Below are 26,999 nucleotides of genomic sequence, written 5' to 3'. Positions count from 1 at the left end.
GTTTATGATCGCGATCGAACTCCGGGGTATTAACAAGTCGTTCGGCCCCGTTCACGCCAACAAAAACGTGGCGCTGAACATCGAAAAAGGCACCATTCACGGTATCATCGGTGAAAACGGTGCCGGTAAGTCGACCCTGATGTCGATCCTCTACGGCTTTTACCAGGCCGACAGCGGCGACATTCTGATCAACGGCGAAATCACCAAAATTCACGGTTCCGACGAGGCCATCGCCGCCGGGATCGGCATGGTCCATCAGCATTTCATGCTGATCGACCCCTTTACCGTCGTCGAGAATGTCATGCTCGGCGCGGAAGGCGGTGCGCTGCTGGACAAAGGGATCGACAAGACGCGCGAGGAGCTGGAACGCCTGAAGCGCGAATATGGCCTCAACGTTCCGGTCGACGCGCTCGCGGGCGAACTGCCGGTCGGCCTGCAACAGCGGGTGGAAATCTTAAAGGCGCTCTATCGCGGCGCCCAGATCCTGATCCTGGATGAACCCACCGGCGTTCTGACCCCGCAGGAGACCGATCAGCTTTTCAGAATCCTGGACGCCCTCAAGGAGCAGGGTGTGACCGTAATCCTGATCACCCACAAGCTGCAGGAAATCATGGCGGTCACCGACGGGGTTTCGGTCATGCGCGGCGGCGAGATGGTCGCTCACCGCAAGACCAGCGAAACGAGTAAGGAAGAGCTGGCCGAGCTTATGGTCGGGCGCAAGGTTCTGCTCAAGGTCGACAAGGAAGAAGCGCATCCCCAGGACGCCGCCTTGAAAGTTGAGGGCCTGTCAGTGATCGGTGCGGACGGCGTTGCGCGCCTTGACAATGTCAGCCTCTCGGTCCGGCGCGGGGAGATCGTCGGCGTGGCCGGTGTCTCGGGAAACGGTCAGAGCGAGCTGCTGGCTGCCCTCTCCGGGATCGTCAAGCCCAGTAAAGGCAGCATCGCCATCAACGGCACGACGGTCACGGCTGACAGCCCGCTCGATGCGGCCGCGTTTCGCGACCTGGGCGTCGGTCACGTCCCCGAAGACCGTCATCGCATGGGACTGGTGACGGCCTTCACGGCTGACGAGTCGGCGATCCTCGGCTATCACCGTGACGAGACCTTTAACGGGCCGATCCTGATGAAGCGCGCCGCGATCATCGAGGACTGCGCGCAGAAAATGGCGGACTTTGATGTGCGCCCCCCGACTCCCGGCCTGAAGTCCGCGAACTTCTCCGGCGGCAACCAGCAGAAGATCGTGCTGGCGCGCGAGATGGCGCGTAAACCCAAAGTCCTGTTGGTCGGACAGCCGACCCGGGGCGTCGATATCGGTGCGATTGAATACATTCATAAAAATTTGGTGGCCATGCGCGATGCGGGCGCGGCCGTGCTGCTGGTCTCGGTCGAGCTGGAGGAAATCATGTCTCTCAGCGACCGGATCCTGGTCATGTTCGAAGGACGGATCGTCGGCGAAGTCGATGCCAAGGATGCGAACGAACGCATGCTGGGCCTGATGATGGCCAACGCCAACCCGGAAACAGAGTCGGCCGCCGGCCAGGAGCCTGTCGGGGAACAGCGTAACCTGGGAGCAGAGGCATGAGCGCTTCAAGCGGAAACATCCCGCGTTGGGTGGACGTCGGCCTGATCCCGCTGATCAATATCCTCATGGCGTTTTTCGTATCGGGGCTGATCATCCTGCTGATCGGCGAAGATCCCATCGAAGCGGTCGGTATCCTGCTCTACGGCGCCTGGGGCACCGACTACGGCATCGGCTACACGCTCTACTACACCACCAACTTCATCTTCACCGGTCTTGCCGTGGCCGTCGCTTTTCACGCCGGTCTCTTCAACATCGGCGGCGAGGGGCAGGCCTACATCGGCGGTCTGGGCGTAGGCCTCATGCTGCTGGCCTTCGACAGCAGCCTGCCCCTGATCCTGATCGTACCGATCTCAATCATGGCCGCCGCCCTCTTCGGCGCCGCCTGGGCCTACATCCCGGCCTACCTGCAGGCCTACCGCGGCAGCCACATCGTAATCACGACCATCATGTTCAACTTCATCGCCTCGGCGCTGATGGTCTACCTGCTGGTGAACGTTCTGATCCAGCCGGGTCAGATGTCGCCCCAGAGCCGGGAATTCGCCGAAACCACCTGGCTGCCCTTCATGCATGAAGCTCTCGCCTGGTTCGGCATCAGCATTACCCGTTCACCGCTCAACCTCTCGATTTTCTGGGCACTGATCTGCTGTGCCCTGGTCTGGGCGTTTATCTGGCGCACGCGCTGGGGTTACGAGATCCGCACCGTCGGCTTCAACGAGACCGCCGCGGTCTATGCCGGGATCAACCCGAAAAAGATCATCATCCTGGCCATGTGCGTCTCGGGCGGTCTGGCGGGTTTCGTGGGACTGAATGAGATCCTCGGCGTCCATCACCGCCTGTTGCTGAACTTTCAGCTCGGCTACGGCTTTGCCGGGATCGCCGTGGCGCTGATGGGACGCAACCATCCGATCGGCATCATCTTCGCCAGCCTGCTCTTCGGCACCCTCTATCAGGGCGGCGCGGAGCTCTCCTTCGACATGCCCAAGGTCACCCGCGAGATGGTCGAGGTGGTTCAGGGTCTGGTGATCCTCTTCAGCGGCGCCCTCGCCCTGATGATTAAACCGACCGTCGAGCGTATCTATGCGGTTATCACCGCTGTTACCTCGGGACGACGCTCAGCGGTGGAGGGTTAGATCGATGGATGAGTTCTTCATTCTGGTGGTCTCGACTCTCGACGCCACGATCCGTGTCGCCGCGCCGCTGGTTCTGGCCGCACTCGCGGGCCTCTATGCCGAGCGTTCGGGCGTGATCGACATCGGTCTGGAAGGCAAGATGCTGGCCGCGGCCTTCGCCGCCGCAGCCGCGGCCTTTGTGATGGATTCTGCCTGGGCAGGCCTGCTTGCGGGCGTCTCCATCTCCGTCATTCTCGCGCTGATCCACGGCTTTGCCTGCATCACCCATAAGGGCAACCAGGTGGTCAGCGGGGTCGCGATCAACATCCTGGTGGCCGGTCTGACCGTCACGCTGGGCATTGCCTGGTTCGCCCAGGGCGGTCAGACGCCGTCTCTGACCAACGACGCGCGCTTCAGTCCGCTGGTCTGGCCCGGCGCGCTGGCGGTCAGGGACGTGCCCTTCATCGGCGGGCTCTACACGGAGATCATCAGCGGCCACAACCTGCTGGCCTATATTGCCTACCTGGCGGTTCCGCTGACCTGGTGGGTGGTTTACCGGACCAGGTTCGGCTTGCGTCTGCGGGCCGTCGGCGAGAACCCCGCCGCCGTCGACACGGCCGGTATTTCGGTCACGGCGCTGCGCTATCAGGCCATGCTCTGCTGCGGTCTGCTCTGCGGCATCGCCGGAACCTATCTCTCGACCGCGCAAAACGCCGGTTTCGTTAAGAACATGACCGCGGGTCAGGGCTTCATTGCGCTGGCGGCGATGATCTTCGGCAAGTGGCGTCCGGTGCCCGCCATGATGGCCTGCCTGCTGTTCGGGTTTCTCGACGCCGTCGCCAACCGTATCCAGGGCGTGTCAATGCCACTCGTGGGTGAGATTCCGGTACAACTGATCCAGGCACTGCCCTATATCCTGACTGTGATCCTGCTCGCGGGCTTTATCGGCAAGGCCGTGGCTCCGAAGGCCAGTGGAATACCCTACGTCAAAGAGAGATAATGTGACTGAAGACCTGATCGCGGCGGCGCGTGAGGCAATGAGCAGGGCCTATGCACCCTACTCCGGCTTCGCCGTGGGCGCCGCCGTCCGCGCCGATAACGGCAAGATTTACAGCGGCTGTAACGTCGAAAACAGCGCCTATCCGGAAGGCCTCTGCGCCGAGGCCGCCGCGATCGCGGCCATGGTCAATGCAGGCGCGCAAAAAATCGACGAAGTCTGCGTGATGGGCAGAGGCGACAGCCTGGTCACACCCTGCGGCGGCTGCCGCCAGAAAATCCGGGAGTTCGCTGCCGGTTCGACCGCGATCCATGTCTGCGGGCCGGAGGGGATCCGCAGGACCACGACACTCGACGAACTTTTACCTTTGTCCTTCGGCCCGGAGAACCTGAAATGAGCAGCAAAAACGCCGCCGAGATTATCCTTGAGGCCGCGGGCGACGCTCCGCCCAGCTTCGGCATGGTGCTGGGGTCCGGTCTGGGCTCTCTGGCCGATGCCGTCGAAAACGCCAAACATGTTCCCTACGCCGAGCTCCCGGGTTTTCCGAAGCCCACCGTCCAGGGGCACGAAGGCCAGTTGGTTCTGGGACGCCTGGGCGGTGTCTCCATCGCCATGATGCAGGGCCGCGCCCATTATTACGAGGCCGGCAAGGCGGACGCCATGAAGGGACCGATCCGTTCGCTCCAGGCGGCGGGCTGCAAGTCGCTGCTGCTCACCAATGCCGCCGGCAGTCTGCTCAATGGCGCCGGTCCGGGCAGCCTGATGCTGCTCACGGATCACATCAACTTCTCGGGCAGCTCTCCTCTGATCGGTGAAGAGTCCCCGACCCGCTTCGTCGATCTTGTCGATGCCTACGATCCGGAATATCGCGCACAATTGCAGGAAGCCGCCCGGCAACAGGGCGTAACCTTGAACGAAGGCGTTTATATGTGGTTCTCGGGCCCCAACTTCGAGACTCCGGCGGAGATACGCGCGGCCAAGATCCTCGGCGCCGATGCGGTGGGCATGTCGACGGTGCCGGAAGTCATTCTTGCCCGGCACCTGGGCCTCAAAGTCTCGGCTCTCTCCATCATCACCAACTACGGCGCAGGCCTGGATGACACGCCATTGAGCCACGACCAGACCATGGAAAAGGCCGCGCTCGCGGCACAGGATCTCAAGAAGCTGATCATTGCGTTCCTGGAGGGACAACCCGATGATTGAGCCACGCGTCGTGAACAGGAGGTCCTGAGGCATGCTGCCACAAGAAATAATCCGGCGGAAACGCGACGGCGAAGCTCTCAGCGACGATGAAATCGCCTTCATGGTGCGCGGCATCGCCGACGAGACCATCAGCGAAGGCCAGGTCGCGGCCTTCGCCATGGCGGTCTTTTTCCAGGGCATGACCATGGCGGAACGCGTCGCGCTCACCCGGGGGATGACTCAGTCCGGACGGGTTCTGGATTGGAGCAATGCCGGTTTCTCCGGTCCGGTGCTCGACAAACACTCGACCGGCGGTGTCGGCGACAAGGTCAGCCTGATGCTGGCACCCATGGTCGCCGCCTGCGGCGGGCACGTGCCGATGATATCCGGGCGGGGCCTCGGGCACACCGGTGGCACCCTGGATAAATTCGACTCGATTCCAGGCTACGACACCTCGCCGACGATCGAACGATTCCGGGATGTGGTACGTGACGTCGGCTGCGCCGTGATCGGGCAGACCGCTGACCTGGCGCCGGCAGACAAGCGTTTTTACGGCATCCGCGATGTGACGGCTACGGTGGAATCCATCCCTCTGATCACCGCCTCGATCCTCTCGAAGAAGCTCGCGGCCGGACTGGACGGCCTGGTCATGGACGTGAAGACCGGCAGCGGCGCCTTCGCCGCGTCCCGGAAAATGGCGCTCTCGCTGGCCGAGAGCATCGTCGCGGTGGCCAACGGTGCGGGCATGGCGACGACGGCGCTGATCACGGATATGAACCAGGTGTTGGGCCACAGCGCCGGAAATGCTGTGGAAGTGGCCGAGACCTTGGACTATCTTACCGGTCGGCGTCGCAATACCCGTCTGCATGAGGTGGTCATGGCGCTCTGTTCCGAAATGCTGGTCCTCGGCAAACTCGCCGAAACGCCCGAAGACGCCGCAGCGCGTCTGGACCGGGCTTTGGATTCCGGTGCCGCCGCCGAGATTTTCGGCAAGATGGTCAGCGCTCTCGGCGGGCCTGCCGACTTCATGGAACGCTCCGAAAGCTACCTTGCAACGGCGCCTGTTGTCCAACCGGTCTATCCCGAAACGAACGGCTTCGTCAGCGAAGTCGATACGCGAGCGGTCGGGGTCGCCGTGGTCACGCTGGGCGGTGGCCGCCGCCGGGCCAGCGACGCCATCGACCATTCCGTCGGCTTCACGGAGGTTGCCGCCCTCGGCGATGAGGTCGGCAGTGACCGGCCGCTTGCGGTCGTACATGCAAAAGACGAGAGCTCCGCGCAGGCAGCTGCAGATGAGATCCGCAGCGCGCTCAGCATCGCGGACGAACGTCCCGAGACGCCCGGGTCTTCGACGTCTGAAACGGTCTACGAGTACATCAGGGAAACGGCATCATGACACGTGCCTTCATCCTGGTGATGGACTCCTTCGGTGTCGGTGCGACTGAAGACGCCCCGAAATTCGGTGATCAGGGCGCCAACACCTTCGGCCATATCGCCCAGGCCTGCGCCGAAGGAAAAGCCGATATCCCGAACGGACGTCACGGCCCCCTGCAGCTTCCCAATCTCGCCCGGCTCGGGCTGGGCCTGACGGCAGAAGAAAGCGCAGGTGCCACGCCCGCAGGTTTCCTCCCGCCCGACAAGATCACCGGCGCCTATGGCCATGCCGCCGAACGGAGTTTCGGGAAGGACACACCCAGCGGACACTGGGAGATGGCCGGCGTTCCCGTCGAATACGACTGGGGCTTTTTCCCCAAGGAAACGCCCTGCTTTCCGGTCGAGCTGACCGACGCCCTGATCGCGCGTTGCGATCTGCCTGGCGTGCTTGGCAACTGTCACGCCTCGGGTACGGAGATCATCGCCCAACTGGGGGAAGAGCACATCCGCAGCGGCAAGCCCATCGTCTATACCTCGGCGGACTCTGTCTTTCAGGTCGCCGCCCACGAAACGCACTTCGGACTGGAGCGCCTCTACGAACTCTGCCGGATCGCCAAGGAACTGGTGGACGGCTACAACATCGGGCGGGTGATCGCACGGCCCTTCATCGGCGAGGATGCCGCCTCCTTTCAGCGCACGGGCAACCGCAAAGACCTGACCACGCCGCCGCCCTCGCCCACACTGCTCGACCGCCTCAAGGACGACGGCCGCGAAGTGATCGCCATCGGGAAGATCTCCGACATCTTCGCCCATCGCGGCATGACCCAATCCATCAAGGCCAACGGCAACGACGCACTCTTCGAAGTCACGCTCGAAGCCGCGAAGACCGCACCGGAGGGCGCGCTGGTCTTCACCAACTTCGTGGATTTCGATACGCTGTTCGGCCACCGGCGCGACGTGGCCGGCTATGCCGCGGCGCTCGAAGCCTTCGACCGGCAACTCCCGCAGTTCGAAGCCCTGCTGCAGCCCGGTGACCTCGCGATTATCACGGCGGATCACGGCTGCGACCCCACCTGGCCGGGCAGCGACCACACCCGTGAGCACGTGCCGGTTCTGGCCTTCGGGCCGAAGGTCACGCCCGGCTCACTGGGCCGCCGCGACAGCTTCGCCGATATCGGCCAGACCCTCGCCCGGCATCTGGGCATCGCACCGCTCGATCATGGAAAGGACTTCCTGGCCGCATGACCTCGCAGGCTTATCCCGAAGTTACGAAGGAGACCGCGCAACCGATCCGCTTTCGGCGAAGCGCGCAGGCTATGGCGGCGAAAGGACCGGATGAAGCGATGCTGTCCTCCTATCGGGACGAGGGTTATCTGCTGATCGAGGACTTCATGCCCGCCCAACGCTGCGATGCCCTCATGGCACAGGCGGCGAAGCTGGTCGAGGACTTCGATCCGCAAGAGAGCGCGACGGTCTTCTCCACCACCTCGAAATCCCACGCCCGGGATCGCTACTTCGGGGAGTCCGGCGGCAAGATCAGGTTCTTTTTCGAAGAAGACGCCTTCGACGAACAAGGTGTGCTGCGGCAGGCAAAGGCTCTCTCGATCAATAAGATCGGCCACGCCATGCACGACCTGGACCCGGTATTCGACGACTTCTCCCGCACAAAAGGTCTGGCGCGGCTGGCAAGGAACGTCGGCCTCGCGGAACCGCTTCTTCTGCAATCCATGTACATCTTCAAGCAGCCCAAGATCGGCGGCGAAGTGGTGTGCCATCAGGATTCCACCTTCCTGACCACCGATCCCCTGAGTGTCGTCGGTTTCTGGTTCGCCCTTGAAGACGCAACCCTGGAGAATGGCTGTCTCTGGGCCATGCCGGGACGCCACAAAGACCCGATCCGCCAACGCTTCCGCCGCGCGGAGGGCGCGATGGTCACTGACGTCCTGGACCCCGCGCCCTGGTCCGCCGAAAACGCCGTTCCTTTGGAGGCAAAGAAAGGCACGCTGATCGTCCTGCACGGTCAGCTGCCCCATCTCAGCGGACCAAACCATTCGCCGATTTCCCGCCAGGCCTACACCTTGCACGTCATCGATGGCACCTGCCGTTATCTCGAGGACAACTGGCTGCAGCGTCCGGCGGACATGCCTTTGCGCGGGTTCTGAAGCGTGATCACCATGGTGCCCAAGGCCGAGCTGCATTGCCATCTGGAAGGCGCCGCCTCCCCGGATCTGGTGCGCAGGCTGGCGGCGCGGCATTCCATGGCCCTGCCGGATGAAACCTTTGACGAAAACGGCAACTTCGCCTGGAGCGATTTTCTGCATTTCCTGAAGGTCTACGACATCGCCAGCTCGGTTATCCGCACGCCGGAAGACTACCGCGACGTGACCTATCAATACCTGATGGACTGCGCCGCCGAGGGCGCCATCTATGTGGAGGTCATGTCCTCGCCGGACCACGCGGCCGCGGTGGGGATGTCCTATGCGGACCATCTGGAAGGTATCGTCGCCGGGATTGAAGAGGCGCGCAGCGAAAGCGGGATCGAAGGCCGGATTATCGTCACCTGTGTCCGGCACCTGGGGCCGGAGCGCGGGGTCGAGGTCGCGCGCCAGGTGGTCGCCCACCCCCACGAACTGGTCACCGGCTTCGGGATGGGGGGCGACGAGAACACCTATTCACCGCACGATTTCACCCCGGCTTTCGAGATCGTTCACGCCGCAGGCCTGCCCTGTACGGCGCACGCCGGTGAGGTGGCAGGCGCGCAAAGCGTGCGCGATGCGCTCGACGCCCTGCCCGTACAGAGGCTCGGTCACGGCGTGCGGGCGATCGAGGACCCTGACCTGGTTCGCGAACTGGCCGACAGGGAAATCGTGCTGGAGGTCTGTCCGGGCAGTAACATCGCCACGGGTGTCTTTGAGAACTACAGCGCGCATCCGCTGCTCGCCCTGCAAGAGGCCGGTTGCCGGATCACTCTGAACTCCGACGATCCGCCCTATTTCGATACCTCGATCGGACGGGAATACGACCGGGCCTCCACGCTCTTCGGTCTGGACGACGACGCGCTGCGCCGGGTCACCCTGACGGCCATTGATGGCGCCTTCGCCGATCCTGAGACCAAAGAGAAACTGCGCGCAAAGGTGGCCGCATGACGCCACGGGTGAAGATCTGTTGCATCTCGTCACCGGAAGAGGCCCGCATGGCCATCGATCACGGCGCATCCGCCCTTGGGCTGGTCTCGGAGATGCCAAGCGGCCCGGGGGTGATCGGAGACGAACTGATTGCCGAGATCGCGGCGCAAATCCCGCCCCCGATCGCGAGCTTTCTGCTGACCAGCCGGACCGACGCCGATGCCATCGTGGAGCACGTGCGAAACTGCCGTACAAATACCGTGCAGTTCGTCGATGCCGTGGCATCCGGCGTCTACGACCGGCTGCGCAAGGAACTTCCGGCGTTGAAGATCGTTCAGGTTATTCATGTGATCGATGACGACAGCATCGCCGAAGCACGCGGTCTGTCGAAAAAGGTCGATGCCCTGCTGCTGGATTCAGGCAATCCCACTCTGCAGGTGAAGCAACTTGGCGGAACGGGCCGTGTGCATGACTGGAGCCTCAGCCGCCGGATCGTGGAGGAAGCCAGATGCCCGGTCTTCCTTGCCGGCGGCATCAACCGCAGCAATGTCGGGCGGGCGATCCGGGAAGTCCGGCCCTACGGCCTGGATCTCTGCAGCTCGGTCAGGAGCGATCACAAACTCGACGCCGATAAATTGCGCGGCTTTTTCGGTGCTGTGAAAGCCGCGTAGCCAGCAGGGCCGTTTCGCGTGTAACCTGTCATATAATTGCAATATTCAGGGAGCTAGAGGGAAATGAGCTTTCCGATCAGAAGCACCGCCTTTGCGGCTTTGGCGGCCGTCCTGCTGGCCGTATCTTCGGCCTTTGCGGAACCGACCACAGTGACCTTCGTTCACACCAACGATATGGACCGGATGGAAGCCTCCGGCGGCAAGGGCGGTCTCGCCAACCTGATGGCCGTGGTCAAGGCGGAACGGGCGGCGGGCGAGCATGTCATCTTTACCCACGGCGGCGACGCCATTTCGCCGTCTCTGCTGTCGGGTTTCGACAAGGGCGCTCATATGATCGATCTGCTGAACGCCGCGGACGTGGATATCATGGTGTTGGGCAATCATGAATTCGATTTCGGCCCGAAAGTCGCGATGGAGCGCATTGCCGAGGCCACGTTCCCCATTCTGGGAACCAATGCCATCGACAGCGACGGTGAAATCATCGACGGGGCCATCGCCTCCTGGACCACCAAGGCCGGCGAGTTCACCATCGGCTTCTTCGGTCTGGTCACGCCCGATACCACGGAGGTCTCAAGCCCGGAAACTGTGTCCTTCGCATCCCTGGAGGCAACCTCGCGCGAGATGTCCGCGAAGCTGCGCGAGGAAGGTGCCGACCTAGTCGTCGCTCTCTCCCACACCGGGATCGAGGAGGATTTCGATCTGGTCAATGCAGGCACCGGTATCGACATCCTGCTCAGCGGCCACGATCACCTCCTGATGAGCTACTACAACGGCAAGATCGCCATGATGGAGTCCGCTGCCCAGGCGGACTATGTGAGCGTTCTGGAAGTCACTATGGACCGGGTCGAGCGGCGCGGTAAGCAGCGTTTTGTCTGGAGTCCCAGTTTCCGCACGATCCCGACCGCGGGCATGGAAGGCGACGCCGAGATGGCCGCGAAGGTCGACAGCTATCTCAAAAAGCTCAGCTTGGAGCTGGACGTGGAAATCGGCACCACCACGACCCAATTGGACAGCCGGCGCGCATCCGTGCGCGGGGGCGAAAACGCCATCGGCAATCTGATCAGCGACGCGATCCGCAAAGGCGTCGAGGCCGACGTCGCCATCACCAACGGCGGCGGCATCCGCGGCGACAAGATCTACGACGCAGGCACGGTCCTGACCCGGCGCGACATCCAGACCGAGCTGCCCTTCGGCAACACGACAGTCAAGCTGGAGGTCACCGGCGCGCAGATCGTCGAGGCCCTTGAGAACGGCTTCAGCCAGGTTGAGAACGGCGCCGGGCGTTTCCCCAGTGTTTCGGGCATGACCGTGACCTGGGATGCCAAGGCCCCGGCGGGATCACGGGTCAAGTCGGTGATGGTCGGTGACAGCCCGATCGATGCGGCCAAAAACTATACGCTGGCGGCCAACGACTACATCGCCGGGGGCGGCGACGGCTACAGCGTCTTTAAGGACGCCAAGAACCTGATCGATCCGGCCGCTGCTCAGTTGATGGCGCTGATGGTCGTCGACTACGTGGAGGCCGCTGGCGAGATCGCTCCCGCGGTCGAGAACCGGCTGGTCCCGGCGGAGTAAAGTGGGTTCCAGATCGCCTCAAGACCGACCTTAAGCAAGACAAAAGGGACGCCCTATAGATCGGCGTCCCTTTTGATTTTCATGTCTACATCTAAATCCTGAACAACGCCGGACTCTACCCGATCCTCTCCGTCGTAAGCTTTGGGATACCGGCCTTGGCATTCCACGGTTCAAGCCTATCACTCTATCGTCGCGCCGATTTACCGTTCGGCCTCATAGAACCGCACTGTCGCACCTTCTCCAAAAGCCCCGAGATTCTGCCGCCCCGAGACTCTGCCGCCCTGGGTCCCTACAGATAGAGCACGCCGGAACTGACGGCGACGCAACGCCCGGTGATTTCCGCACGCGCGCCGGAAGCGGGTATCTCCACTTCAATCAGACTGGGGCGGCCCATCTCCACACCCTGCTCGATACTCGCCCTGCAGAAACCGTCATCGCCGCCTGAGAGTGCCAACAACGAGGTCAGGGCTCCCGCCGCGCTGCCGGTCGCCGGATCTTCGGGGGGATGGCCCAGCGGCGAGAAGACGCGGGCGCGAACCTTGAAGTCCGACCCGGACTCCGACGTGACGGCGAAAGCTGAGATCGCGAAACCGTCGACCGTCAGTGGACCACGCGCTTGCGCGGTTTTGAAGGCTGCAATATTCAGCTCGACAGCGGCCAGCGCGCGCTCGTCAGCGAGCTCGGCGAAGGCAAAGGGCAGACCCACAGTTGCCACGCAAGGCTGAAAGCGCGTTGACAGAACCTGATCCTCCGGCAGGCCAAGACAGGCCGCAATCATTGCGGTGTCGCACTCACCCTGAACCTCGAGCGCCTGGGGTGCGGTGATCCTCGCACCGATCACCCGGCCTTGCTCCCGCTGCAGTCCCACGCTCACCGGCCCACCAAGCTCGTCAAAAACGAGCTGATCGCTCTGGACTTCCGCCACGGTCTCTTCCGTAGCGGCCACGAAAGCCGTTCCGATATTCGGGTGGCCCGCAAAGGGAATCTCGTCGAAGGGCGTAAAGATGCGCAGCTTTGCGCTCGTCGTGCCATTGCCTGGAGGCAGGATAAAGGTCGTTTCCGAAAACCCGAATTCCTGGGCGATGGACTGCATTTGCGTCCCCGACAAGCCCCGGGCGTCCCTGATCACGGCGACCGGGTTACCGGCGAAACGCCGGGTGGTGAAAACATCGACAATACTGTAGGGCACGGTCCGTTGGGGCATTCGACTGCTCTGAGTCTGCGGCTCTCGACATCAGGAAATGGGGAACGCCTCTGCCTTTACGGCGGGAAGAAGCGGTGTCTGCAGTGGTGCCAGCCGGCCGTGATGCTCAAGCGGCACGCCGTCCCTGCAAGGGCCTCTATTGACTTCGCGGCAGTGATTGTCCCGCCAGCGCTCGCCGGTTTTCTTCCAATTGCTCGATGAACAGCCGGAGACCGCCGCAATGATCGTCAGGAGTGCAACCAGGATCAGCCGTTTCCTGCTGAAACAATCGGACACTCGAGCGACATCCCTGCTCGACCCAGGCCGCATCATATCCGCACCGCTTGCTGCGCCATCGGCGTTTGGCGGGAATTGCAGGCGAACCAACTACAGGCGAACCGATCCGTTTTGGGACTGATTTGCGCTCTCAGCCGAAAAATCGACCATGCTCAGTATCACCGCAGCGCCCAGGGAAATGGTAACCGCGACCACAACGCTTGCCAAAAAAGCCTTCATGCTCAGCACTCCTGTCTCTGACTATACAACGCGTCAACCTTGAGGCTGTCCGCAAATTCTGTCGAATCCTGACGTTTCGTCAAGAGCTTAGTCCCTTGCTCCCGTCTTGTCCGCATCGCGCTTCGGCGCACCGTCCGATCTTACACCGCCGGTCTCTCCTGGCGTCGAACCCGATGCATCTCTGGCGGGCGCGGTAGGCGCGCCGGTGCCGTTATGATACCCGGCGGCGCGTTTCAGGAACTCGATCAACTCCGCCCGGTCTTCATCCTTCGGAATCCGCTGGATCGGCATCTTACTGCCCGGCGTAACCACATCCGGGCCCAGGCGGAACAGCGCGTCAATGCTCTCTTCATCCCAGATCAGATCACCGTCGCGCAAAGCCGGCGAATAGCTGTAGCCCTCAAGCGTTCCGACCCGCCGCCCGAACACACCGTGAAGGGAGGGCCCCGCCTTGTGCTCATCATCGTCGGTCAGGCTGTGGCAGATCGCGCATTTGCGGAACTGCCATGCGCCGGGAATATCCGCATAGTCCGGCGCGACCGCTCCCGCAGCCGTAGTTTGAACGCCGTCTGTGCGCTGATTGCCGTTTTCATCCAGGCGCCAGACCCGCGCAAGTGCGTCGGCGCCGGCGGAAATCAGCACGTCCGCCTCGGGCGTGAAGGCCAGGGACCAAACCACCCCTTTGTGCGATACGTCCTGCGGCGAGTAGAATTCACTATCCAACCGCCAGATCCTCAGCTTTCCATCCGTCCCGCCCGAAGCCGCCAGACGGCCATCCTGCGATATGGCGGCGGCGAGAACCGCGCCCTGATGGCCACGCAGCACCGCGATCTCGTCACCCGTCTCCAGATCCCAGTACCGCAGGGTCTCATCGGCGGAGGAACTGACCGCGTGGCGGCCGTCCGCCGCGACGGAAATAGCCGACACCCCGAAATCATGTGCCGACATCTGTTGTGTCAGCTTGCCGGTCTCGGCCTCCCAGATCCGGATCGTGCTGTCCGCGGCCCCGGTCACCACCAGGCCCTTATCGGCGAGAAAGGCAACCGCATTCACGGGGGCACGATGCTGCAGCAAGACCGGTTCGGACGCATCGCTCTCGGCCTGCAGGTCCCAGATGCGCACCGTCAGGTCCCAGGAGGCGGAAGCCGCAAAGCGCCCATCGGCTGAGACCGCCAGATCGACAACCTTGCCCTGGTGTCCGGTATAGCGGCGCAGTTCCGTGCCCGCCGTCAGGTCCCAGAGAATCACCACCTGATCATCGCTGGCGGAAAGCGCTTTCGAGCCGTCGGGCAAAAAAGCCACCGCGTTGACCGCCGCATCATGTCCTTCCAGACGATGTCGTTCCTCTTCGCTTTCCAGGTCCCAGAGGATGACGCTGTAATCGAAACCGGCGGTCAGTACGGCTTTGCCGTCGGATGAGATGGTCAGCCCGTTGACGGGGCCGCCATGGCCCGCAAGATCCGCCTGTGCGATTCCCGGGCTCAACAGACCCTGAACACCAAACATCAATTGAATGAAGGCAAGGGTGGCCAGAGCAAAAACGGAGAAACGACCGGGCAAACGAACAGTCAAACGCTCAACTCTCCCCCGCCGATCCTGATATCACAGTCGCCCCCCCCCGGAGACCGGCAAGCGGCGCGAAGCCAGTCCGGAGCCGTTCGGGATGAACAACCGGGCCCGATACAGAACCGGACCCGCCTGCGTGACTCCTGAAGTTCGGCTTCCTCGTCACCGCAGACTGTCTCTGCGCATGATGTAATCTGCCCCGTCCCTGCCTGGATTAAACCGCGGCGCGCCGGAAAGATCGTAGCCGGAGCGGCCATGCCTGAAGGCCGGGATGAGATCACCGCTTTCGGGATCCGCCAGCAGCCGTGTAACCTGAAAGGCCGCATTGGAGTTCCCGCCGGGCCGCATGACCACCAGTTCATAGGCACTGGACCCGTCCGCAAGGACGACTTCGGAACTGCGCAGGACCTCCACGTCATACCGCGAGGCGATCTCCGCCGCCACGGCTTCCAGGGATCGGGCCTCCGCCTTCGCCGGCATGGAAAGCACCAGGAAGAACGCAAGCAGGACCAGACCGCCAAGGGCAGCGGTCATTCCGGACCAGGTCAAACTCCGGCCCCTGCCCCCGGTGAAATCCGGCTCCATACTATTTGCTCCCGTCGGATGAGGCCTGGCTGCTCAGAGTCTTTTTCACCCAGAGCTCGTGATGCTCCTTCGCCCAGTTCAAATCCACTTCGCCATCGCCCATGGCGTCGAACGCGCCTTCCATACCGACCGAACCGATATAGATGTGGCCCACGATCACGATCGTCAGGACCAGACCCATCACCGTGTGCCAGAGCTGCGCCAGCTGCACTTCCTGCATCATGGTCAGCTGTTCCGGCAGGCCGAAGCCGAAGATATTCAGGAACGCGAAGGTCTTGGCGAACATGGGAATCTCGAAGGGGAACAGCAGCCCGAGACCGGAGAGGCTGATCGAGAAACCGCCCAGCGTCACCAGCCAGAAGAGGATCTTCTGGCCCGCATTGAATTTTTCCGCCGGGGGATGACTGTGCTTGGAGAACAGGCCGCCGCCTTTCAGCAGCCAGTTCAGATCCGTCTTGTTTGGAATATTGTGCACCACCCAGAGCACGAAACTCAGCAAGAGTCCCGCCATGAAGGCGAAGGCCAGATAGTTATGGCCGTACTTGCCCCAGGAGGTGATGATTGCAAAAGCCTCTTTTCCGATGACGTCGGGCAGAAAATAACGGCCGTAAAGCATGTTCAGCCCGGTCACAGCGAGAACGATGAAGGAGCCTGCCATCAGCCAATGACTGAAACGCTCCAACGCGTTGAAGCGCTGGATGGTCTGGCTGGATCGACCGGCCTCGATCGTGATGCGTCCGCGCACGGCGAAGAAAACGGCCAGGATCGCAATGACCCCCAACAGCCCCCATACACCGTACTTGGAGACAGGACCATTGCGGACCGCCCGCCAGTTCTCGCCTTCCGACTGGATCAGGACGCCGCCCTGAGCGCCCGGCGACGAGATGTTACCCTCGACACCTTGCCGGATAGCGCGCCAGAGTTCGGCATCGCTGCTATTGCCCAGGGTATTGCCCGGCACCTGCCCGTCGACGACCACACCAGCCGCAGGATCGCCGGTCGCTGACTGCGCGACCGCCTCGCGGTCCGTCAGCCACAGGCCACCACCCACTGAAATTGCGCCATAGACCCCGGCCAGGATCAGAATCGCCGGGATCAAACCTCTCATAGACCGCCTTAAGATAGACATCGCCACCCTTTCAATGCATCTAAAGCTTCGGTTTCGCTGCATCTCACCTTGCAATGAAACGAAACCCTCTTTCCGATATCACTCATTGGTTATACCGCAGATACCGCGGCACCGCCTCAAGCCTTCACCTCGCTCTCCGGATACCGCGTGGCCCGCCTCGCATTTGTCTCGCGCGACAGGACGTTGGCATCGAACATGCGCCAGGCCTCAATCTCTTTGAAATGTTGCGCGCTGCCGCAGCTTCGCCCGATCTTCATCGGAAAGGCCTTCGTCCGCCTCCCCAAGATAGGTGCCCTTGTCGTACAGCAGTTTACGCCCCTGCTCCTCTTGGCGGCAGGCGGTCAGCGTCAGACCAAGCAGAAGACTTCCACCCAATGCCATGAAGTCGCGCCGAGACTGTTTCGTCTTCTTCAACGCACTATCCCTCTGGTTGAAGCCCGACGGTCAGGCGTTTCCTCGAAACCGACCGCACTTCAGGCTCGTTAACGTTACAGGTCCGCAGGAACCTCTTCCCCATCCAGCCGGAGAAGAAACCCGGGGGCTCTTCGAAAGCCGGGCCTTTTAAAAGCCGGGTTCCTGAAAAGCCAGGCTCTTGAAAAGAAGGGCGGCAAAAAGCCGCCCCTCCCTCAAGAAAACACTCTACATCCCGCGGTATGCATCAACCGCCGGTCTTCGCCTCGTAGGCCGTCCCCCAGCCCCAGGCGCCCGAACCGAAGCCACGGGCGACAACACGCTCGCGGTAGATGTTCGAGACAGAGTCGCCGTCGCCGGCCAGTAGAGCCTTGGTCGAACACATTTCGGCGCAAAGCGGCAGCTTGCCCTCGGCCAAACGGTTCCGGCCATACTTCTGGAACTCGGCTTCACTGTGGTTGTCTTCCGGACCACCGTTACAGAAGGTGCATTTGTCCATCTTGCCACGGGACCCGAAGTTACCGGCCTGCGGATACTGCGGTGCGCCGAACGGACAGGCGTAGAAGCAGTAACCGCAACCGATGCAGAGATCCTTGGAGTGCAGGACCACACCCTCTTCGTTCTGGTAGAAGCAGTCGACCGGACAGACCGCCATACAGGGCGCGTCCGAGCAATGCATGCAAGCCACTGAAATGGAGCGCTCGCCGGGTTTGCCGTCATTGATGGTGACGACGCGGCGGCGGTTTACGCCCCAGGGCACCTCGTTCTCGTTTTTACAGGCCGTGACACAGGCGTTGCACTCGATGCAGCGTTCGGCATCACAAAGAAACTTCATTCTTGCCATTTCTCAGATCCTCCTTACGCCAGCTCGATACGACAGAGCGTAGCTTTGGTTTCTTGCATGTTGGTCACCGAGTCATACCCGTAGGTCTGAGCGGTGTTCGACGACTCGCCAAGAACATAAGGATCGGCACCCTTCGGATACTTGTGCCTTCGGTCCTCGCCCTCCAGATGGCCACCGAAGTGGAAGGGCATGAAGGCGACGCCGCGTCCGACCCGTTCGGTCACCATGGCCATAACCTTGACCTTGGAGCCTTCCGGCGAATGCAGCCAGACCATCGCACCATCGCGGATACCCGCGGTGTTGGCATCGAAAGGATTGATCTCGACGAACATGTCCTGCTGGAGTTCCGCCAGCCAGGGGTTCGACCGGGTCTCGTCACCGCCGCCTTCGTATTCAACCAGCCGCCCGGAGGTCAGCACGGTCGGGAAGTCCTTGGAGAAGTCCTTCTTCTGGATCGAAGCGTACATGGTCGGCAGACGGTACATCTGGCGATCCTCGTAAGTCGGATAGTCTTCGACCAGATCGCGGCGTGCCGTGTAGAGCGGCTCGCGGTGCAGCGGGATCGGATCCGGGAAGTTCCAGACCACGGCCCGTGCCTTGGCGTTACCGAAGGGCGAGCAGCCGTGCTTGATGGCGACCCGCTGGATACCGCCGGAGAGGTCGGTCTTCCAGTTGGTCTTGTCACCTGCAATGCCCTCGATCGTGGCACGTTCTTCCGCGGTCAGATCGCCATCCCAGCCCAGTTTCTTGAGCATGGCCATGGTGAACTCCGGATAGCCGTCCTTGATCTCGGATCCGACCGGATAGGAGCCCTCCGCCAGAAGGTTGTCGCCCTCCCGCTCGACACCGAAGCGCGCACGGAACGACAGTCCGCCCTCCGCAACCGGCTTGGAGATGTCGTAAAGGTTCGGCGTGCCCGGATGACCCATTTCCGCCGTACCCCACGATGGCCAGGGCATACCGTAGTATTCCCCGTCACAGGGGCCGCCGTTGGCCAACAGGGTCGTCCGGTCGAAGGTATGCTGGTTCTCCATATGCTTGCGCATACGTTCCGGCGACTGCCCGGTGTAGCCGATCGTCCACATACCCTTGTTGAACTCGCGGGTGACATCCTCGACCAGCGGGATCTTCCCGTCGACCTGGATATGCTTGAACATTTCGTCGGCGAAACCGAACTTCTCGGCCAGGAGATAGATAATCTCATGGTCGGTCTTGGATTCGAACAGCGGCTCGATAATCTTCTCGCGCCACTGCAGCGACCGGTTGGACGCGGTCACCGAGCCATAGGTCTCGAACTGGGTACAGGCGGGCAGCAGGTAGGCGCCCTCCTTCCGGTCGTGCAGGATCGCCGAGACCGTCGGGTAAGGATCGACCACGACAAGCATGTCGAGTTTTTCCATCGCCGTTTTCATCTCGGTCATACGGGTCTGCGAGTTCGGCGCATGCCCCCAAAGCACCATGGCCCGGACGTTGTCCGGCTGGTCGATGTTCTCCTTGTCTTCAAGGACACCGTCGATCCAGCGCGACACCGGCATGCCGGCAGTCTCCATGAGCTTCTGATCCTGGAACTGCTTGAGCAGGAAGTCGTAGTCGACATCCCAGACCCGTGACCAGTGCTTCCAGGAACCGGCCTTGATGCCGTAGTAGCCCGGCAGGGTGTGGCAAAGCACGCCCAGATCCGTCGCACCCTGGACGTTGTCATGGCCGCGGAAGATGTTGGTTCCGCCACCGGACGTGCCCATGTTGCCCAGCGCAAGCTGCAGGATGCAGTAGGCACGGGTGTTGTTGTTGCCGTTGGTGTGCTGGGTACCGCCCATGCACCAGATCACCGTGCCCGGACGGTTGTTCGCCATCAGGCGCGCAACGCGCTTGAGCTGGGAGCCCGGAACACCGGTCACCCGCTCGGTCTCTTCCGGAGTCCACTTGGCGACTTCGGTTTTAATCTGGTCCATGCCCCAGACACGCTGGCGGATGAACTCTTTGTCCTCCCAGCCATTCTCGAAGAGATGCCAGAGGATCCCCCAGACCAGCCCGACGTCCGTGCCCGGACGCATCCGGACGAACTCGTCGGCATGGGCCGCGGTGCGGGTAAAGCGCGGATCGCAAACGATCAGCGGCGCGTTGTTCTGCTCTTTCGCCTTGAGAAGGTGAAGCAGCGAAACCGGATGCGCCTCGGCCGGGTTACCACCGATCAGGAAGATCGCCCGACTTTTGTGAATGTCATTGTAGCTGTTGGTCATGGCGCCGTAGCCCCAGGTGTTCGCAACACCCGCGACCGTGGTCGAGTGACAGATACGCGCCTGATGATCTACGTTGTTCGTGCCCCAGAAGGCCGCGAACTTACGGAAGAGATAAGCCTGCTCGTTGTTGTGCTTCGCCGAGCCGAGCCAGTAGACCGCATCCGGTCCGGATTCTTCGCGGATCTTCAGCATGCCGTCGCCGATTTCGGTGACCGCGGCGTCCCATGACATCTTCTGCCATTCGCCGTTGACCAGCTTCATCGGATACTTCAGCCGGCGTTCGCCATGTGCGTGTTCGCGGACCGACGCGCCTTTCGCGCAGTGCGCACCCAGGTTGAAGGGGCTGTCGAAGCCCGGCTCCTGCCCAACCCAAACACCGTTATCGACCTCGGCCAGAACCGTACAGCCGACGGAACAGTGTGTGCAGACCGATTTTACGATCTTCACGTTACCGCTTGTGCCCGCCCCTGCGGCCTCGGCCTTTTTGACCATACCGCCGCCGATGGCGCCTGCAGCTGCCAAACCACCTGCCGTCAGACCGGACCGGCGGAGGAAGGAACGGCGATCGATCGCGCCACCGGTCAGACCGGCCAGCGATTTCGAGAGACGCGGGCTTCTCGTCGCTCCGTTTACTTTTTTCCTGAGCATGTTTCTCTCCCACTCAAGCCCGGCGGGTTTCCCGGCCGGGACGTGTCAGAATATTTGGTGGAAAATCGCTTAGAAGCGCGCGAGGTCGTAGTACGTTTTCACGTGCTCGGTCTCGCGGTAATCGCCGCTGCCTTTCGCCGGCGCGACGGCCGCCTCGCCGTCCTTCGACGCGCCGGCAAGACCAGCCCCCGCCGTAACAACGCCGAGGCCGGCGAGCTTCAGGAAATCACGGCGCTTGGCCGTTTTCTCTGCCCGTTCGTCTTTCATAAGATCCACCTCATTTTTTGTGTCATCGCTCCACACGATGCGACGTTTGACTTCACCATCCGGTTAGGCGCCGACCTTTTTCCGGATGCGTCCGGACCCTACACCTCTGTTATGGGCCCGGACATGTTCGCACTAACCTACCGCTCTCCTTCTCAATCGACCGTCCTTCACCGCCACCGGCTCGGAACGGGCGAGCTCTAATCGGCCACCATCTTAAAGGCGGTCGCCTCAATCTCCATAAACACCCGTCCGATCGTCCCGACCGGCGCATAAAAAGTCGAGGACTCGGCTGCCTCAAGATCCTGAAAGAACTTCGGCGCCCAAGGCCCGATATGGGAATCGAAAAAGGCCTGCTGTCCATGCAGGTTATCGTCACCGCCGAAAACACCGTCGACCATTCCCGCCATCATCTCACAAAGCGCCGCGATATGGTCCTCCGGCTCGGAGACGTCATCCGAGCGGGCCATCTCAAGCTGGATCATGTGCTTACGGAGTTTCGCCAGGGGCTTTTCGTTCAGGAAGCCGGCCATGTAATAGGAGCCGAAGGGCACCAGCTCGCCGCGCCCCAGACCGATAAAGAGGGCATTGTATTCGCGCTCCGCATCCGCCGCCGAGGTCTTCCCGGCCAGAACCGCCGCCGTGCTCAGCGCCTTGCCGAGATCCGTATCGTCACCCGTCAGGCGCGAGACCGCATCGAGCGTAGCCTTGTCCGGCGGCGCAGCCAGAAGGCGCGCCAGAAAGCGGTACATCTGTGCCCGAAGAAGATCTTCTTCCGACATGTCGTTTGAGTCTGACACCGCTGAGGGGTGAGCCATTCCGGAAAGCGTCCCTATGCATCCCTGTTCTTCATGTGTTCAGATTATGACAATTTACCTTTACAGGCTCAACACTTTGCTGCGCGGCCAACACAACAATTTCAAGCCCGTTTTTGTGCAACGCAACAACACCGCATGTAATAACTCACTTTATCGATGTGCAGCGCAGCATTGAGGGGCATTTAAACCAAATTGATGGAAGGTTTTTTGAATGCATTATTCAGCGCACAAACAATTTCTCGCGCCATGACAGAAAATTGGCTCAGAATTTATACCAATAATTAAAATGCGTACTTATGAACTACTGGATTCGAAACAGCCGGTGAATCCCCTCAGTCCCCCTCCAGCCCCCCTCCGGCGCCTGCAGGCTTCAGCTCTCTTCACGCTTTATCTTTGCGCTTGAATCCTGCGGGGCTCCAACGGTCCCGCCGATCGTCTCATCAGGCCCGCGCAGGTCCGTGGAGCCGGCGGGCAAGGGCTGTGCGGCCCCTTCCGCTTCGGCCTGACTGCCGGCAGGTTCCTCCGCACTCTCTTCTTCGGGCTCCTGGTCATCGGCCTCCGCTGCCTCACGCTGCCCGGCCTCGCCCTCCGGTTCAGCCTCGTCAGTCTCGACCTCGGCGTCCTCGGCATCCTCGTCTTTGGGCTTCGGCACCATGCCCCGTCCGACCGTGTAGACCGTTTTCATGTTTTCGATGACCATGGCCGCGTCGGTAAAGTCGTCGCCGTAGTCCAAGAGCCCGTCCACATTGGCCAAAACCGGATCGCTCAGCCAGAGCTTCCGCAGCGCGCGACGTTGAATCTGCTCCGAAACCCCCTTCTTCAGAAACGGCGTGAAATCGGAGTCCGCTTCCAGATCCTCGACATCCGGAAGCTCTTCTTCCGCGCCGCCGGTTTTTTCCGCAGCAGCCTCTTCGTCAGCAGTCCCTCCCTGCGGGGGCTTTGTTGTTTCCGCGTGCTGCTGCGCCGCTTGCTCGGCGATGGTGGGAACCCCGCCGGGCGGCGAGGTGATCATGCGTCCGCGAACCGGGGCTTCGGACGGCAACTCCAATGGCGCTTCTTCGGAGGGCTCGGCAAAGTCAATCTGCCGTGCCGAGGCACCTGCGCTCTTTGGCGCGGATGTCTTTGCCTGTGCCCCTTTGCGGCGTGACCAGCGGCGCAGGAATCCGCCCTCTTCAATGCCCTCTTCCTGGCTGGTCGCCCCCTCTCCCGGGCGCCTCTTGTCGTCTCCGGCCACGTCAGTGGTCTCCGCGGCTGCCGCGCTTCTTGGCGATCGGCGGCGGTTTGCCGAATTCGACATCGTGCGTGGCATAGCGCTTGCGTTTACGCTTTTTGAAGGGCTCGTCGACGTGATGAGCGTCCACGAAGGCCTGCACCCAGCCGATCATGCCGTCGGGCATGGTCACGCCCTCGACAATTTCCTCGCCGGAATCGAGCGAATCCTGCGCTTCGTAGGGCGATACCGTCACCGACGAGGGCTTGTAGTCATAGACCGTGTCGGGCTGATCGTCAGGCTCGAGAACCACATAGACGACCGGCGGATTGTTCGAGAGATTCTGCCGGTAAGCCTCGGTTTCCTTGCGGTGCAGGGTCAAGGGCAGGGTCGCGGCATGATAGCGCACAGACACCGAATCGCTCGAGAGCTCGGTCCAGGCTTCCACATCCGGCGCGCCCGGAATGACGGCGACCGGGCGCCAACTCCAGTCCTGCCAGGGATTGTCGATCTCACGCCGCTCCACAACGACACCCAGAGGCATCGAAACTTCTTTATCCATCACACGACCTGTTCCAGCTTCACCCGAGATCCCCGCGCGCTGGCGCTCCCGCAACACCCGTCGATGGGCGGAACTCAAGCTGCGCCGCGGATCTTATCATTGCCTCTCCAAAGCCAATCATCTCGTCCAAGCCAGGCAACTTGTTTGAGCCAGGCAACTTTTTCGCGCCAAGCGGCTTTTCCGAGACCGAAACAGTCTGCGTGAAACTTGCCCCGGCCACAAGTCGCGCTTAAGTGATGGAGCCCTGTGGCGCGCAGTTCGGAAGATTGCATTTTGACAGCGACGCCTCTGTGTTCTACTCCGGGTTCTGCTGCGGCGAAGGACGTCTTTCATTCCGCCCTGAGAAACAACCTTGAGAATTCTCTATAACACAATGGTTTTATGGGTTTTTTCAAAAACACAAGGCAGGAAAGACTTTAGACGGCAAAAGCTCTCCAATGAAGGTTGAGCACAGAAGACAGCACGGCGAGGAGACGAGTGTGATGGAAAACGGCGGGTCAACGGGGAACGGCGCGAAGCAGCTCTTTGTCTGCAATTGCGAAAATACCATGCCGTTGCAGGGCGACACCCTGGCCAAGGCCTGCGGCAACCCGAATGCCGGACAGATCCACACCCAGCTCTGCCGCGCCCAGATCGAAGCGGTTCAGCGGGCCGCCGCCGGCGATGCCCCCATCACCATCGCCTGTACCCAGGAGGCCCCGCTCTTCGAGGAGATCCTGGAGGAAGCCGGCTATCAGGGCGACGCCCAGTTCGTCAATATCCGCGAGACCGCCGGTTGGTCCGATCAGGCGGGTAAGGCCAATGCCAAGATCGCCGCGCTGCTCGCGGAGTCAACCGTCAGCATCGCCGCGGCGCCCAGTGTCTCCATGCTGTCCGAGGGCGCCTGCCTGGTTTACGGCACCGACGAAATCGCCATCGAGGCCGCCCGGCAGCTCGCGGGACGGCTCGACGTGACGGTCCTGCTCACAAATCCCGGCGATGTTATGCCGCCCCAGGTTATGGACGTGCCGATCTTCAAAGGCACCATTGCCGCGGCCAAGGGCCACTTCGGCGCCTTTGAAATCGTCGTGAACGACTATGCGCCCTCCGTTGTCTCCGCGCGGGGCGCCATGGCCTTCGAGGCGCCGCGCGACGGTGCATCGTCCAAGTGCGATCTCATTCTCGATCTGACCGGCGCAACCCCGCTCTTTACCGCCCATGAGAAACGCGACGGATACTTCCGTCCCGACCCGGGCGATCCGGCGGCGGTTCAGCGGGCGCTCTTCGAGCTCAGCGAACTCAACGGCGAGTTCGAGAAGCCGCTCTACGTCAAATACGACCCCGATATCTGCGCCCATTCGCGCAGCCGCAAGCAAGGCTGCAACCGCTGCCTCGATGTCTGCCCGACCGGCGCGATCACCTCGGCCGGCGACATCGTCGAATTCGATCCCTTCGTCTGCGCCGGCTGCGGTTCCTGCAGCGCCGTCTGCCCCACCGGGGCCGCCGGCTATGCCATCCCGGCCGCGACCGACATCATGGAGCGCCTGCGGGTTCTCCTGACCACCTACCGCAACGCGGACGGCCGGGATCCGGTGCTGCTGATCCACGACGAACAGCACGGCACGCCGCTGATCGGGTTGCTGGCGCGCTTCGGCAAGGGTCTGCCCGCGAATGTCATTCCCTTCATGGTCAATGAGATCACCCAGGTCGGTTTCGACATCATGTCCGCGGCCTATGCTTACGGGGTCAGCCAGATCCTCCTGCTGGCGTCCCCGAAACAGCAGAGCGAGCTCGGCGGACTGGCCTCCCAGATCGGCATGGCTGAAGCGGTCATGGAGGGCCTCGGGTACGGCGGCGGCAGAACCGATCTGCTGGTGGAAACCGATCCGGAAGCCCTGGCCGGGCATCTGGCCGGGTTGACCACACGAACTCAGGCCGAGGCCGCCTCCTTCCTGCTGATGAGCGGCAAGCGCACCAACACCCGCATGGCCATCGAGCATCTGCACGCCAAGGCCCCCTCGCCTATCGACGTCCTGCCTCTGCCGGGCGGCGCGCCCTTCGGCAACGTCGATATCAGAACCGACGACTGTACGCTCTGCCTGGCCTGCGTCAGCAGTTGCCCGACCGGCGCGCTGATGGACAATCCCGATAAGCCGCAATTGAGCTTTCAGGAATCCGCCTGCGTGCAGTGCGGTCTTTGCGTCGCGACCTGTCCGGAGAGCGTGATGGCCCTTGAGCCGCGCATGAACTTCACGCCAGACGCACGCAATACAAAGACGGTCAAAGAAGAAGAACCCTTCGAGTGCGTCAGCTGTGGCAAGCCCTTCGGCTCGAAAGGCTCGATCGAGAAGATCGTCGAACAACTCGGCAACAAGCACTCCATGTTCCAGAACCCCGGAGCCATCGAGCGGATCAAGATGTGCGAGGACTGCCGCGTGGTCTCCCAGTTCAACGCGCCGGACAATCCCTTCATGGGCGGCGACCGCCCGATCCCGAAAACCACCGAAGACTATCTGCGGGAGCGCGAAATCGAAGACGCGCGGGCAAAGGTCAAAGCGGAGCGGGAAAACGAGGGATGACTCACGCGTGACGCTGCTCTTGTGCCGTCACGCGGGCGGAGAGAGTTGATCCGCACCGCCATGCGGTCAGCCATGTTGCGGCGGGTTCCGGCGTAACAGCCGGCCAGGTCAATCGGGCGCTCACCGCGCAGCGAACCTATCAACTCGAACCCGCCCGCGCTGCGTCAGCTTCCTACGCGAAATTCCTGGAAGACATATCCATCGGGATAGTCTTTTGTTTCCCTGCACACGAGGGTCACGCCGGGAGATCCTTCACCGAAGAGCCGCACGCCGCTTCCGAGTAAAATCGGCGCGCGCTTGAGACGCAGACTGTCGATCACATCCATCTCCAGCAGAGCGCCGGCAAAGGCACCGCCGCCGCAGAGATAAATCGGGCCGTCCGCATCCGACTTGAGTTGCTCCAGCATGTCGCGATCGGTCTTGCGGAAAACCTCGATATCGCACGTTTCGGGAAGGGCGAGCGACTGAGAGAAGACCAGTGTCCTCATGGCCGGATAGGGATCGTCGCCCGGCTTTAAGCCGAACTGAAAAGCAAATTCATAGGTGGCGCGGCCCATGATGGCCAGGCGGTAGCCGGCCATCCGCTGAGCATAATCCTCAACGACAGGGCCCTCATGGGCAAAGCGGGTCACGTCGCCGTTGGGACCGGCGATGTAGCCGTCAAGCGAGACGGCCACGTCATAGATAATGGGATGCACGGGATGCTCCTGAAATAAGAACCGAGGCGGCCGGATGGCCGATGGAAATGACAGTCCTTACTTGATCACGGTCAGAGCGCTCCCTGGTTGAGGCCTTTCGGCTGTCACGCAGATAGGCCCGATCCCCCCGCCCGTCAAGCTATTCCCAGTGG

Annotated in this window: 26 protein-coding genes; 12 read left to right on the top strand and 14 right to left on the bottom strand. The window is 61.9% G+C overall.

Going from position 1 to position 26,999, the window contains the following annotated elements; translation table 11 throughout:
* Positions 1 to 4: 4 nt before the first annotated feature.
* The 11 genes from FKG95_RS15125 to FKG95_RS15075 all read left to right on the top strand — a co-directional run bounded on the left by FKG95_RS15125 (position 5) and on the right by FKG95_RS15075 (position 11,615).
* The gene (locus FKG95_RS15125) at positions 5 to 1,582 is read left to right on the top strand and encodes an ABC transporter ATP-binding protein (protein WP_142897237.1); all 1,578 of its coding nucleotides are present in this window, start codon (positions 5 to 7) and stop codon (positions 1,580 to 1,582) included.
* Positions 1,579 to 2,712: an ABC transporter permease gene (locus FKG95_RS15120; protein ID WP_142897236.1), complete on the top strand. Its 1,134-nt coding sequence runs from the start codon at positions 1,579 to 1,581 to the stop codon at positions 2,710 to 2,712. The genes FKG95_RS15125 and FKG95_RS15120 overlap by 4 nt, the downstream gene beginning before the upstream one ends.
* A 4-nt stretch (positions 2,713 to 2,716) precedes the next feature.
* A complete protein-coding gene (locus tag FKG95_RS15115) occupies positions 2,717 to 3,691 on the top strand; it encodes an ABC transporter permease (protein ID WP_142897235.1) in 975 nt (324 codons plus the stop codon).
* Between the two features lies 1 nt (position 3,692).
* Entirely contained in the window at positions 3,693 to 4,085 is a 393-nt protein-coding gene (locus FKG95_RS15110; RefSeq protein WP_142897234.1) for a cytidine deaminase, read from the top strand.
* Entirely contained in the window at positions 4,082 to 4,891 is an 810-nt protein-coding gene (locus tag FKG95_RS15105; protein ID WP_142897233.1) for a purine-nucleoside phosphorylase, read from the top strand. The genes FKG95_RS15110 and FKG95_RS15105 overlap by 4 nt, the downstream gene beginning before the upstream one ends.
* Positions 4,892 to 4,922: 31 nt before the next feature.
* The gene (gene deoA / locus FKG95_RS15100; protein ID WP_142897232.1) at positions 4,923 to 6,266 is read left to right on the top strand and encodes a thymidine phosphorylase; all 1,344 of its coding nucleotides are present in this window, start codon (positions 4,923 to 4,925) and stop codon (positions 6,264 to 6,266) included.
* Positions 6,263 to 7,489: a phosphopentomutase gene (locus FKG95_RS15095; protein WP_142897231.1), complete on the top strand. Its 1,227-nt coding sequence runs from the start codon at positions 6,263 to 6,265 to the stop codon at positions 7,487 to 7,489. Before deoA ends, FKG95_RS15095 begins: the two co-directional genes overlap by 4 nt.
* Positions 7,486 to 8,406: a phytanoyl-CoA dioxygenase family protein gene (locus FKG95_RS15090; RefSeq protein ID WP_218940209.1), complete on the top strand. Its 921-nt coding sequence runs from the start codon at positions 7,486 to 7,488 to the stop codon at positions 8,404 to 8,406. The genes FKG95_RS15095 and FKG95_RS15090 overlap by 4 nt, the downstream gene beginning before the upstream one ends.
* Positions 8,407 to 8,418: 12 nt before the next feature.
* Positions 8,419 to 9,390, top strand: coding sequence for an adenosine deaminase (locus FKG95_RS15085; protein ID WP_142897601.1), 972 nt, complete (start codon positions 8,419 to 8,421; stop codon positions 9,388 to 9,390).
* The gene (locus FKG95_RS15080) at positions 9,387 to 10,040 is read left to right on the top strand and encodes a phosphoribosylanthranilate isomerase (RefSeq protein WP_142897230.1); all 654 of its coding nucleotides are present in this window, start codon (positions 9,387 to 9,389) and stop codon (positions 10,038 to 10,040) included. Before FKG95_RS15085 ends, FKG95_RS15080 begins: the two co-directional genes overlap by 4 nt.
* A 63-nt stretch (positions 10,041 to 10,103) precedes the next feature.
* Positions 10,104 to 11,615, top strand: a complete 1,512-nt coding sequence (locus FKG95_RS15075) for a bifunctional metallophosphatase/5'-nucleotidase (RefSeq protein ID WP_142897229.1) — start codon at positions 10,104 to 10,106, stop codon at positions 11,613 to 11,615.
* Between the two features lie 289 nt (positions 11,616 to 11,904).
* On the opposite strand, the gene FKG95_RS15070 is transcribed toward FKG95_RS15075, so the two are convergent.
* The 13 genes from FKG95_RS15070 to FKG95_RS15015 all read right to left on the bottom strand — a co-directional run bounded on the left by FKG95_RS15070 (position 11,905) and on the right by FKG95_RS15015 (position 23,591).
* Entirely contained in the window at positions 11,905 to 12,819 is a 915-nt protein-coding gene (locus FKG95_RS15070; protein WP_142897228.1) for a PhzF family phenazine biosynthesis protein, read from the bottom strand.
* Positions 12,820 to 12,849: 30 nt separating this feature from the next.
* On the bottom strand, positions 12,850 to 13,095 hold the full coding sequence (locus FKG95_RS15065) for a hypothetical protein (protein ID WP_142897227.1): 246 nt from the start codon (positions 13,093 to 13,095) through the stop codon (positions 12,850 to 12,852).
* Between the two features lie 90 nt (positions 13,096 to 13,185).
* On the bottom strand, positions 13,186 to 13,314 hold the full coding sequence (locus FKG95_RS30345; RefSeq protein WP_281281467.1) for a hypothetical protein: 129 nt from the start codon (positions 13,312 to 13,314) through the stop codon (positions 13,186 to 13,188).
* A gap of 87 nt (positions 13,315 to 13,401) precedes the next feature.
* A complete protein-coding gene (locus tag FKG95_RS15060) occupies positions 13,402 to 14,886 on the bottom strand; it encodes a cytochrome C (RefSeq protein WP_142897226.1) in 1,485 nt (494 codons plus the stop codon).
* Positions 14,887 to 15,042: 156 nt separating this feature from the next.
* A complete protein-coding gene (locus tag FKG95_RS15055; RefSeq protein WP_179954110.1) occupies positions 15,043 to 15,465 on the bottom strand; it encodes a hypothetical protein in 423 nt (140 codons plus the stop codon).
* Position 15,466: 1 nt separating this feature from the next.
* Entirely contained in the window at positions 15,467 to 16,573 is a 1,107-nt protein-coding gene (locus tag FKG95_RS15050; RefSeq protein WP_142897224.1) for a formate dehydrogenase subunit gamma, read from the bottom strand.
* Between the two features lie 228 nt (positions 16,574 to 16,801).
* Entirely contained in the window at positions 16,802 to 17,008 is a 207-nt protein-coding gene (locus FKG95_RS15045) for a hypothetical protein (protein WP_142897223.1), read from the bottom strand.
* A 244-nt stretch (positions 17,009 to 17,252) separates the two neighbouring features.
* Positions 17,253 to 17,849 carry a formate dehydrogenase FDH3 subunit beta gene (fdh3B, locus tag FKG95_RS15040; protein WP_142897222.1) on the bottom strand — a complete coding sequence of 199 codons (597 nt, stop codon included), beginning with the start codon at positions 17,847 to 17,849 and terminating at the stop codon, positions 17,253 to 17,255.
* 14 nt (positions 17,850 to 17,863) lie between these two features.
* The gene (locus FKG95_RS15035; protein ID WP_142897221.1) at positions 17,864 to 20,737 is read right to left on the bottom strand and encodes a formate dehydrogenase subunit alpha; all 2,874 of its coding nucleotides are present in this window, start codon (positions 20,735 to 20,737) and stop codon (positions 17,864 to 17,866) included.
* Between the two features lie 69 nt (positions 20,738 to 20,806).
* Entirely contained in the window at positions 20,807 to 21,004 is a 198-nt protein-coding gene (locus FKG95_RS15030) for a twin-arginine translocation signal domain-containing protein (protein ID WP_142897220.1), read from the bottom strand.
* 197 nt (positions 21,005 to 21,201) lie between these two features.
* Positions 21,202 to 21,819 carry a TorD/DmsD family molecular chaperone gene (locus FKG95_RS15025; RefSeq protein ID WP_142897219.1) on the bottom strand — a complete coding sequence of 206 codons (618 nt, stop codon included), beginning with the start codon at positions 21,817 to 21,819 and terminating at the stop codon, positions 21,202 to 21,204.
* Between the two features lie 370 nt (positions 21,820 to 22,189).
* Positions 22,190 to 23,053 carry a DUF3306 domain-containing protein gene (locus tag FKG95_RS15020; RefSeq protein WP_179954109.1) on the bottom strand — a complete coding sequence of 288 codons (864 nt, stop codon included), beginning with the start codon at positions 23,051 to 23,053 and terminating at the stop codon, positions 22,190 to 22,192.
* 1 nt (position 23,054) lies between these two features.
* On the bottom strand, positions 23,055 to 23,591 hold the full coding sequence (locus FKG95_RS15015) for a DUF3305 domain-containing protein (RefSeq protein WP_142897217.1): 537 nt from the start codon (positions 23,589 to 23,591) through the stop codon (positions 23,055 to 23,057).
* A gap of 482 nt (positions 23,592 to 24,073) precedes the next feature.
* Between FKG95_RS15015 and FKG95_RS15010 the strand changes: the two genes are divergently transcribed.
* Positions 24,074 to 26,149 carry a 4Fe-4S dicluster domain-containing protein gene (locus FKG95_RS15010; RefSeq protein ID WP_142897216.1) on the top strand — a complete coding sequence of 692 codons (2,076 nt, stop codon included), beginning with the start codon at positions 24,074 to 24,076 and terminating at the stop codon, positions 26,147 to 26,149.
* Between the two features lie 164 nt (positions 26,150 to 26,313).
* Here the strand turns inward: FKG95_RS15010 and FKG95_RS15005 are convergent, their stop codons facing one another.
* On the bottom strand, positions 26,314 to 26,847 hold the full coding sequence (locus FKG95_RS15005) for a dihydrofolate reductase family protein (protein WP_142897215.1): 534 nt from the start codon (positions 26,845 to 26,847) through the stop codon (positions 26,314 to 26,316).
* Positions 26,848 to 26,999: the final 152 nt, after the last annotated feature.

It is taken from the genome of Denitrobaculum tricleocarpae, assembly GCF_007004665.1.
In the GTDB taxonomy this organism is placed as follows: Bacteria; Pseudomonadota; Alphaproteobacteria; order Kiloniellales; family Kiloniellaceae; genus Denitrobaculum; species Denitrobaculum tricleocarpae.
This window is presented reverse-complemented; position numbering and strand designations above follow the sequence as displayed.

Bases quoted from the DNA above. Each gene is read 5' to 3' on its own strand.
- FKG95_RS15025 (WP_142897219.1), bottom strand. From the start codon at position 21,819: ATGGCTCACCCCTCAGCGGTGTCAGACTCAAACGACATGTCGGAAGAA.
- FKG95_RS30345 (WP_281281467.1), bottom strand. From the start codon at position 13,314: ATGAAGGCTTTTTTGGCAAGCGTTGTGGTCGCGGTTACCATTTCCCTG.
- FKG95_RS15080 (WP_142897230.1), top strand. From the start codon at position 9,387: ATGACGCCACGGGTGAAGATCTGTTGCATCTCGTCACCGGAAGAGGCC.
- FKG95_RS15120 (WP_142897236.1), top strand. From the start codon at position 1,579: ATGAGCGCTTCAAGCGGAAACATCCCGCGTTGGGTGGACGTCGGCCTG.
- FKG95_RS15070 (WP_142897228.1), bottom strand. From the start codon at position 12,819: ATGCCCCAACGGACCGTGCCCTACAGTATTGTCGATGTTTTCACCACC.
- FKG95_RS15090 (WP_218940209.1), top strand. From the start codon at position 7,486: ATGACCTCGCAGGCTTATCCCGAAGTTACGAAGGAGACCGCGCAACCG.
- FKG95_RS15105 (WP_142897233.1), top strand. From the start codon at position 4,082: ATGAGCAGCAAAAACGCCGCCGAGATTATCCTTGAGGCCGCGGGCGAC.
- FKG95_RS15085 (WP_142897601.1), top strand. From the start codon at position 8,419: ATGGTGCCCAAGGCCGAGCTGCATTGCCATCTGGAAGGCGCCGCCTCC.
- FKG95_RS15035 (WP_142897221.1), bottom strand. From the start codon at position 20,737: ATGCTCAGGAAAAAAGTAAACGGAGCGACGAGAAGCCCGCGTCTCTCG.
- FKG95_RS15075 (WP_142897229.1), top strand. From the start codon at position 10,104: ATGAGCTTTCCGATCAGAAGCACCGCCTTTGCGGCTTTGGCGGCCGTC.
- FKG95_RS15095 (WP_142897231.1), top strand. From the start codon at position 6,263: ATGACACGTGCCTTCATCCTGGTGATGGACTCCTTCGGTGTCGGTGCG.
- FKG95_RS15115 (WP_142897235.1), top strand. From the start codon at position 2,717: ATGGATGAGTTCTTCATTCTGGTGGTCTCGACTCTCGACGCCACGATC.
- deoA (WP_142897232.1), top strand. From the start codon at position 4,923: ATGCTGCCACAAGAAATAATCCGGCGGAAACGCGACGGCGAAGCTCTC.
- fdh3B (WP_142897222.1), bottom strand. From the start codon at position 17,849: ATGGCAAGAATGAAGTTTCTTTGTGATGCCGAACGCTGCATCGAGTGC.
- FKG95_RS15015 (WP_142897217.1), bottom strand. From the start codon at position 23,591: ATGGATAAAGAAGTTTCGATGCCTCTGGGTGTCGTTGTGGAGCGGCGT.
- FKG95_RS15125 (WP_142897237.1), top strand. From the start codon at position 5: ATGATCGCGATCGAACTCCGGGGTATTAACAAGTCGTTCGGCCCCGTT.
- FKG95_RS15050 (WP_142897224.1), bottom strand. From the start codon at position 16,573: ATGAGAGGTTTGATCCCGGCGATTCTGATCCTGGCCGGGGTCTATGGC.
- FKG95_RS15010 (WP_142897216.1), top strand. From the start codon at position 24,074: ATGGAAAACGGCGGGTCAACGGGGAACGGCGCGAAGCAGCTCTTTGTC.
- FKG95_RS15030 (WP_142897220.1), bottom strand. From the start codon at position 21,004: ATGAAAGACGAACGGGCAGAGAAAACGGCCAAGCGCCGTGATTTCCTG.
- FKG95_RS15055 (WP_179954110.1), bottom strand. From the start codon at position 15,465: ATGGAGCCGGATTTCACCGGGGGCAGGGGCCGGAGTTTGACCTGGTCC.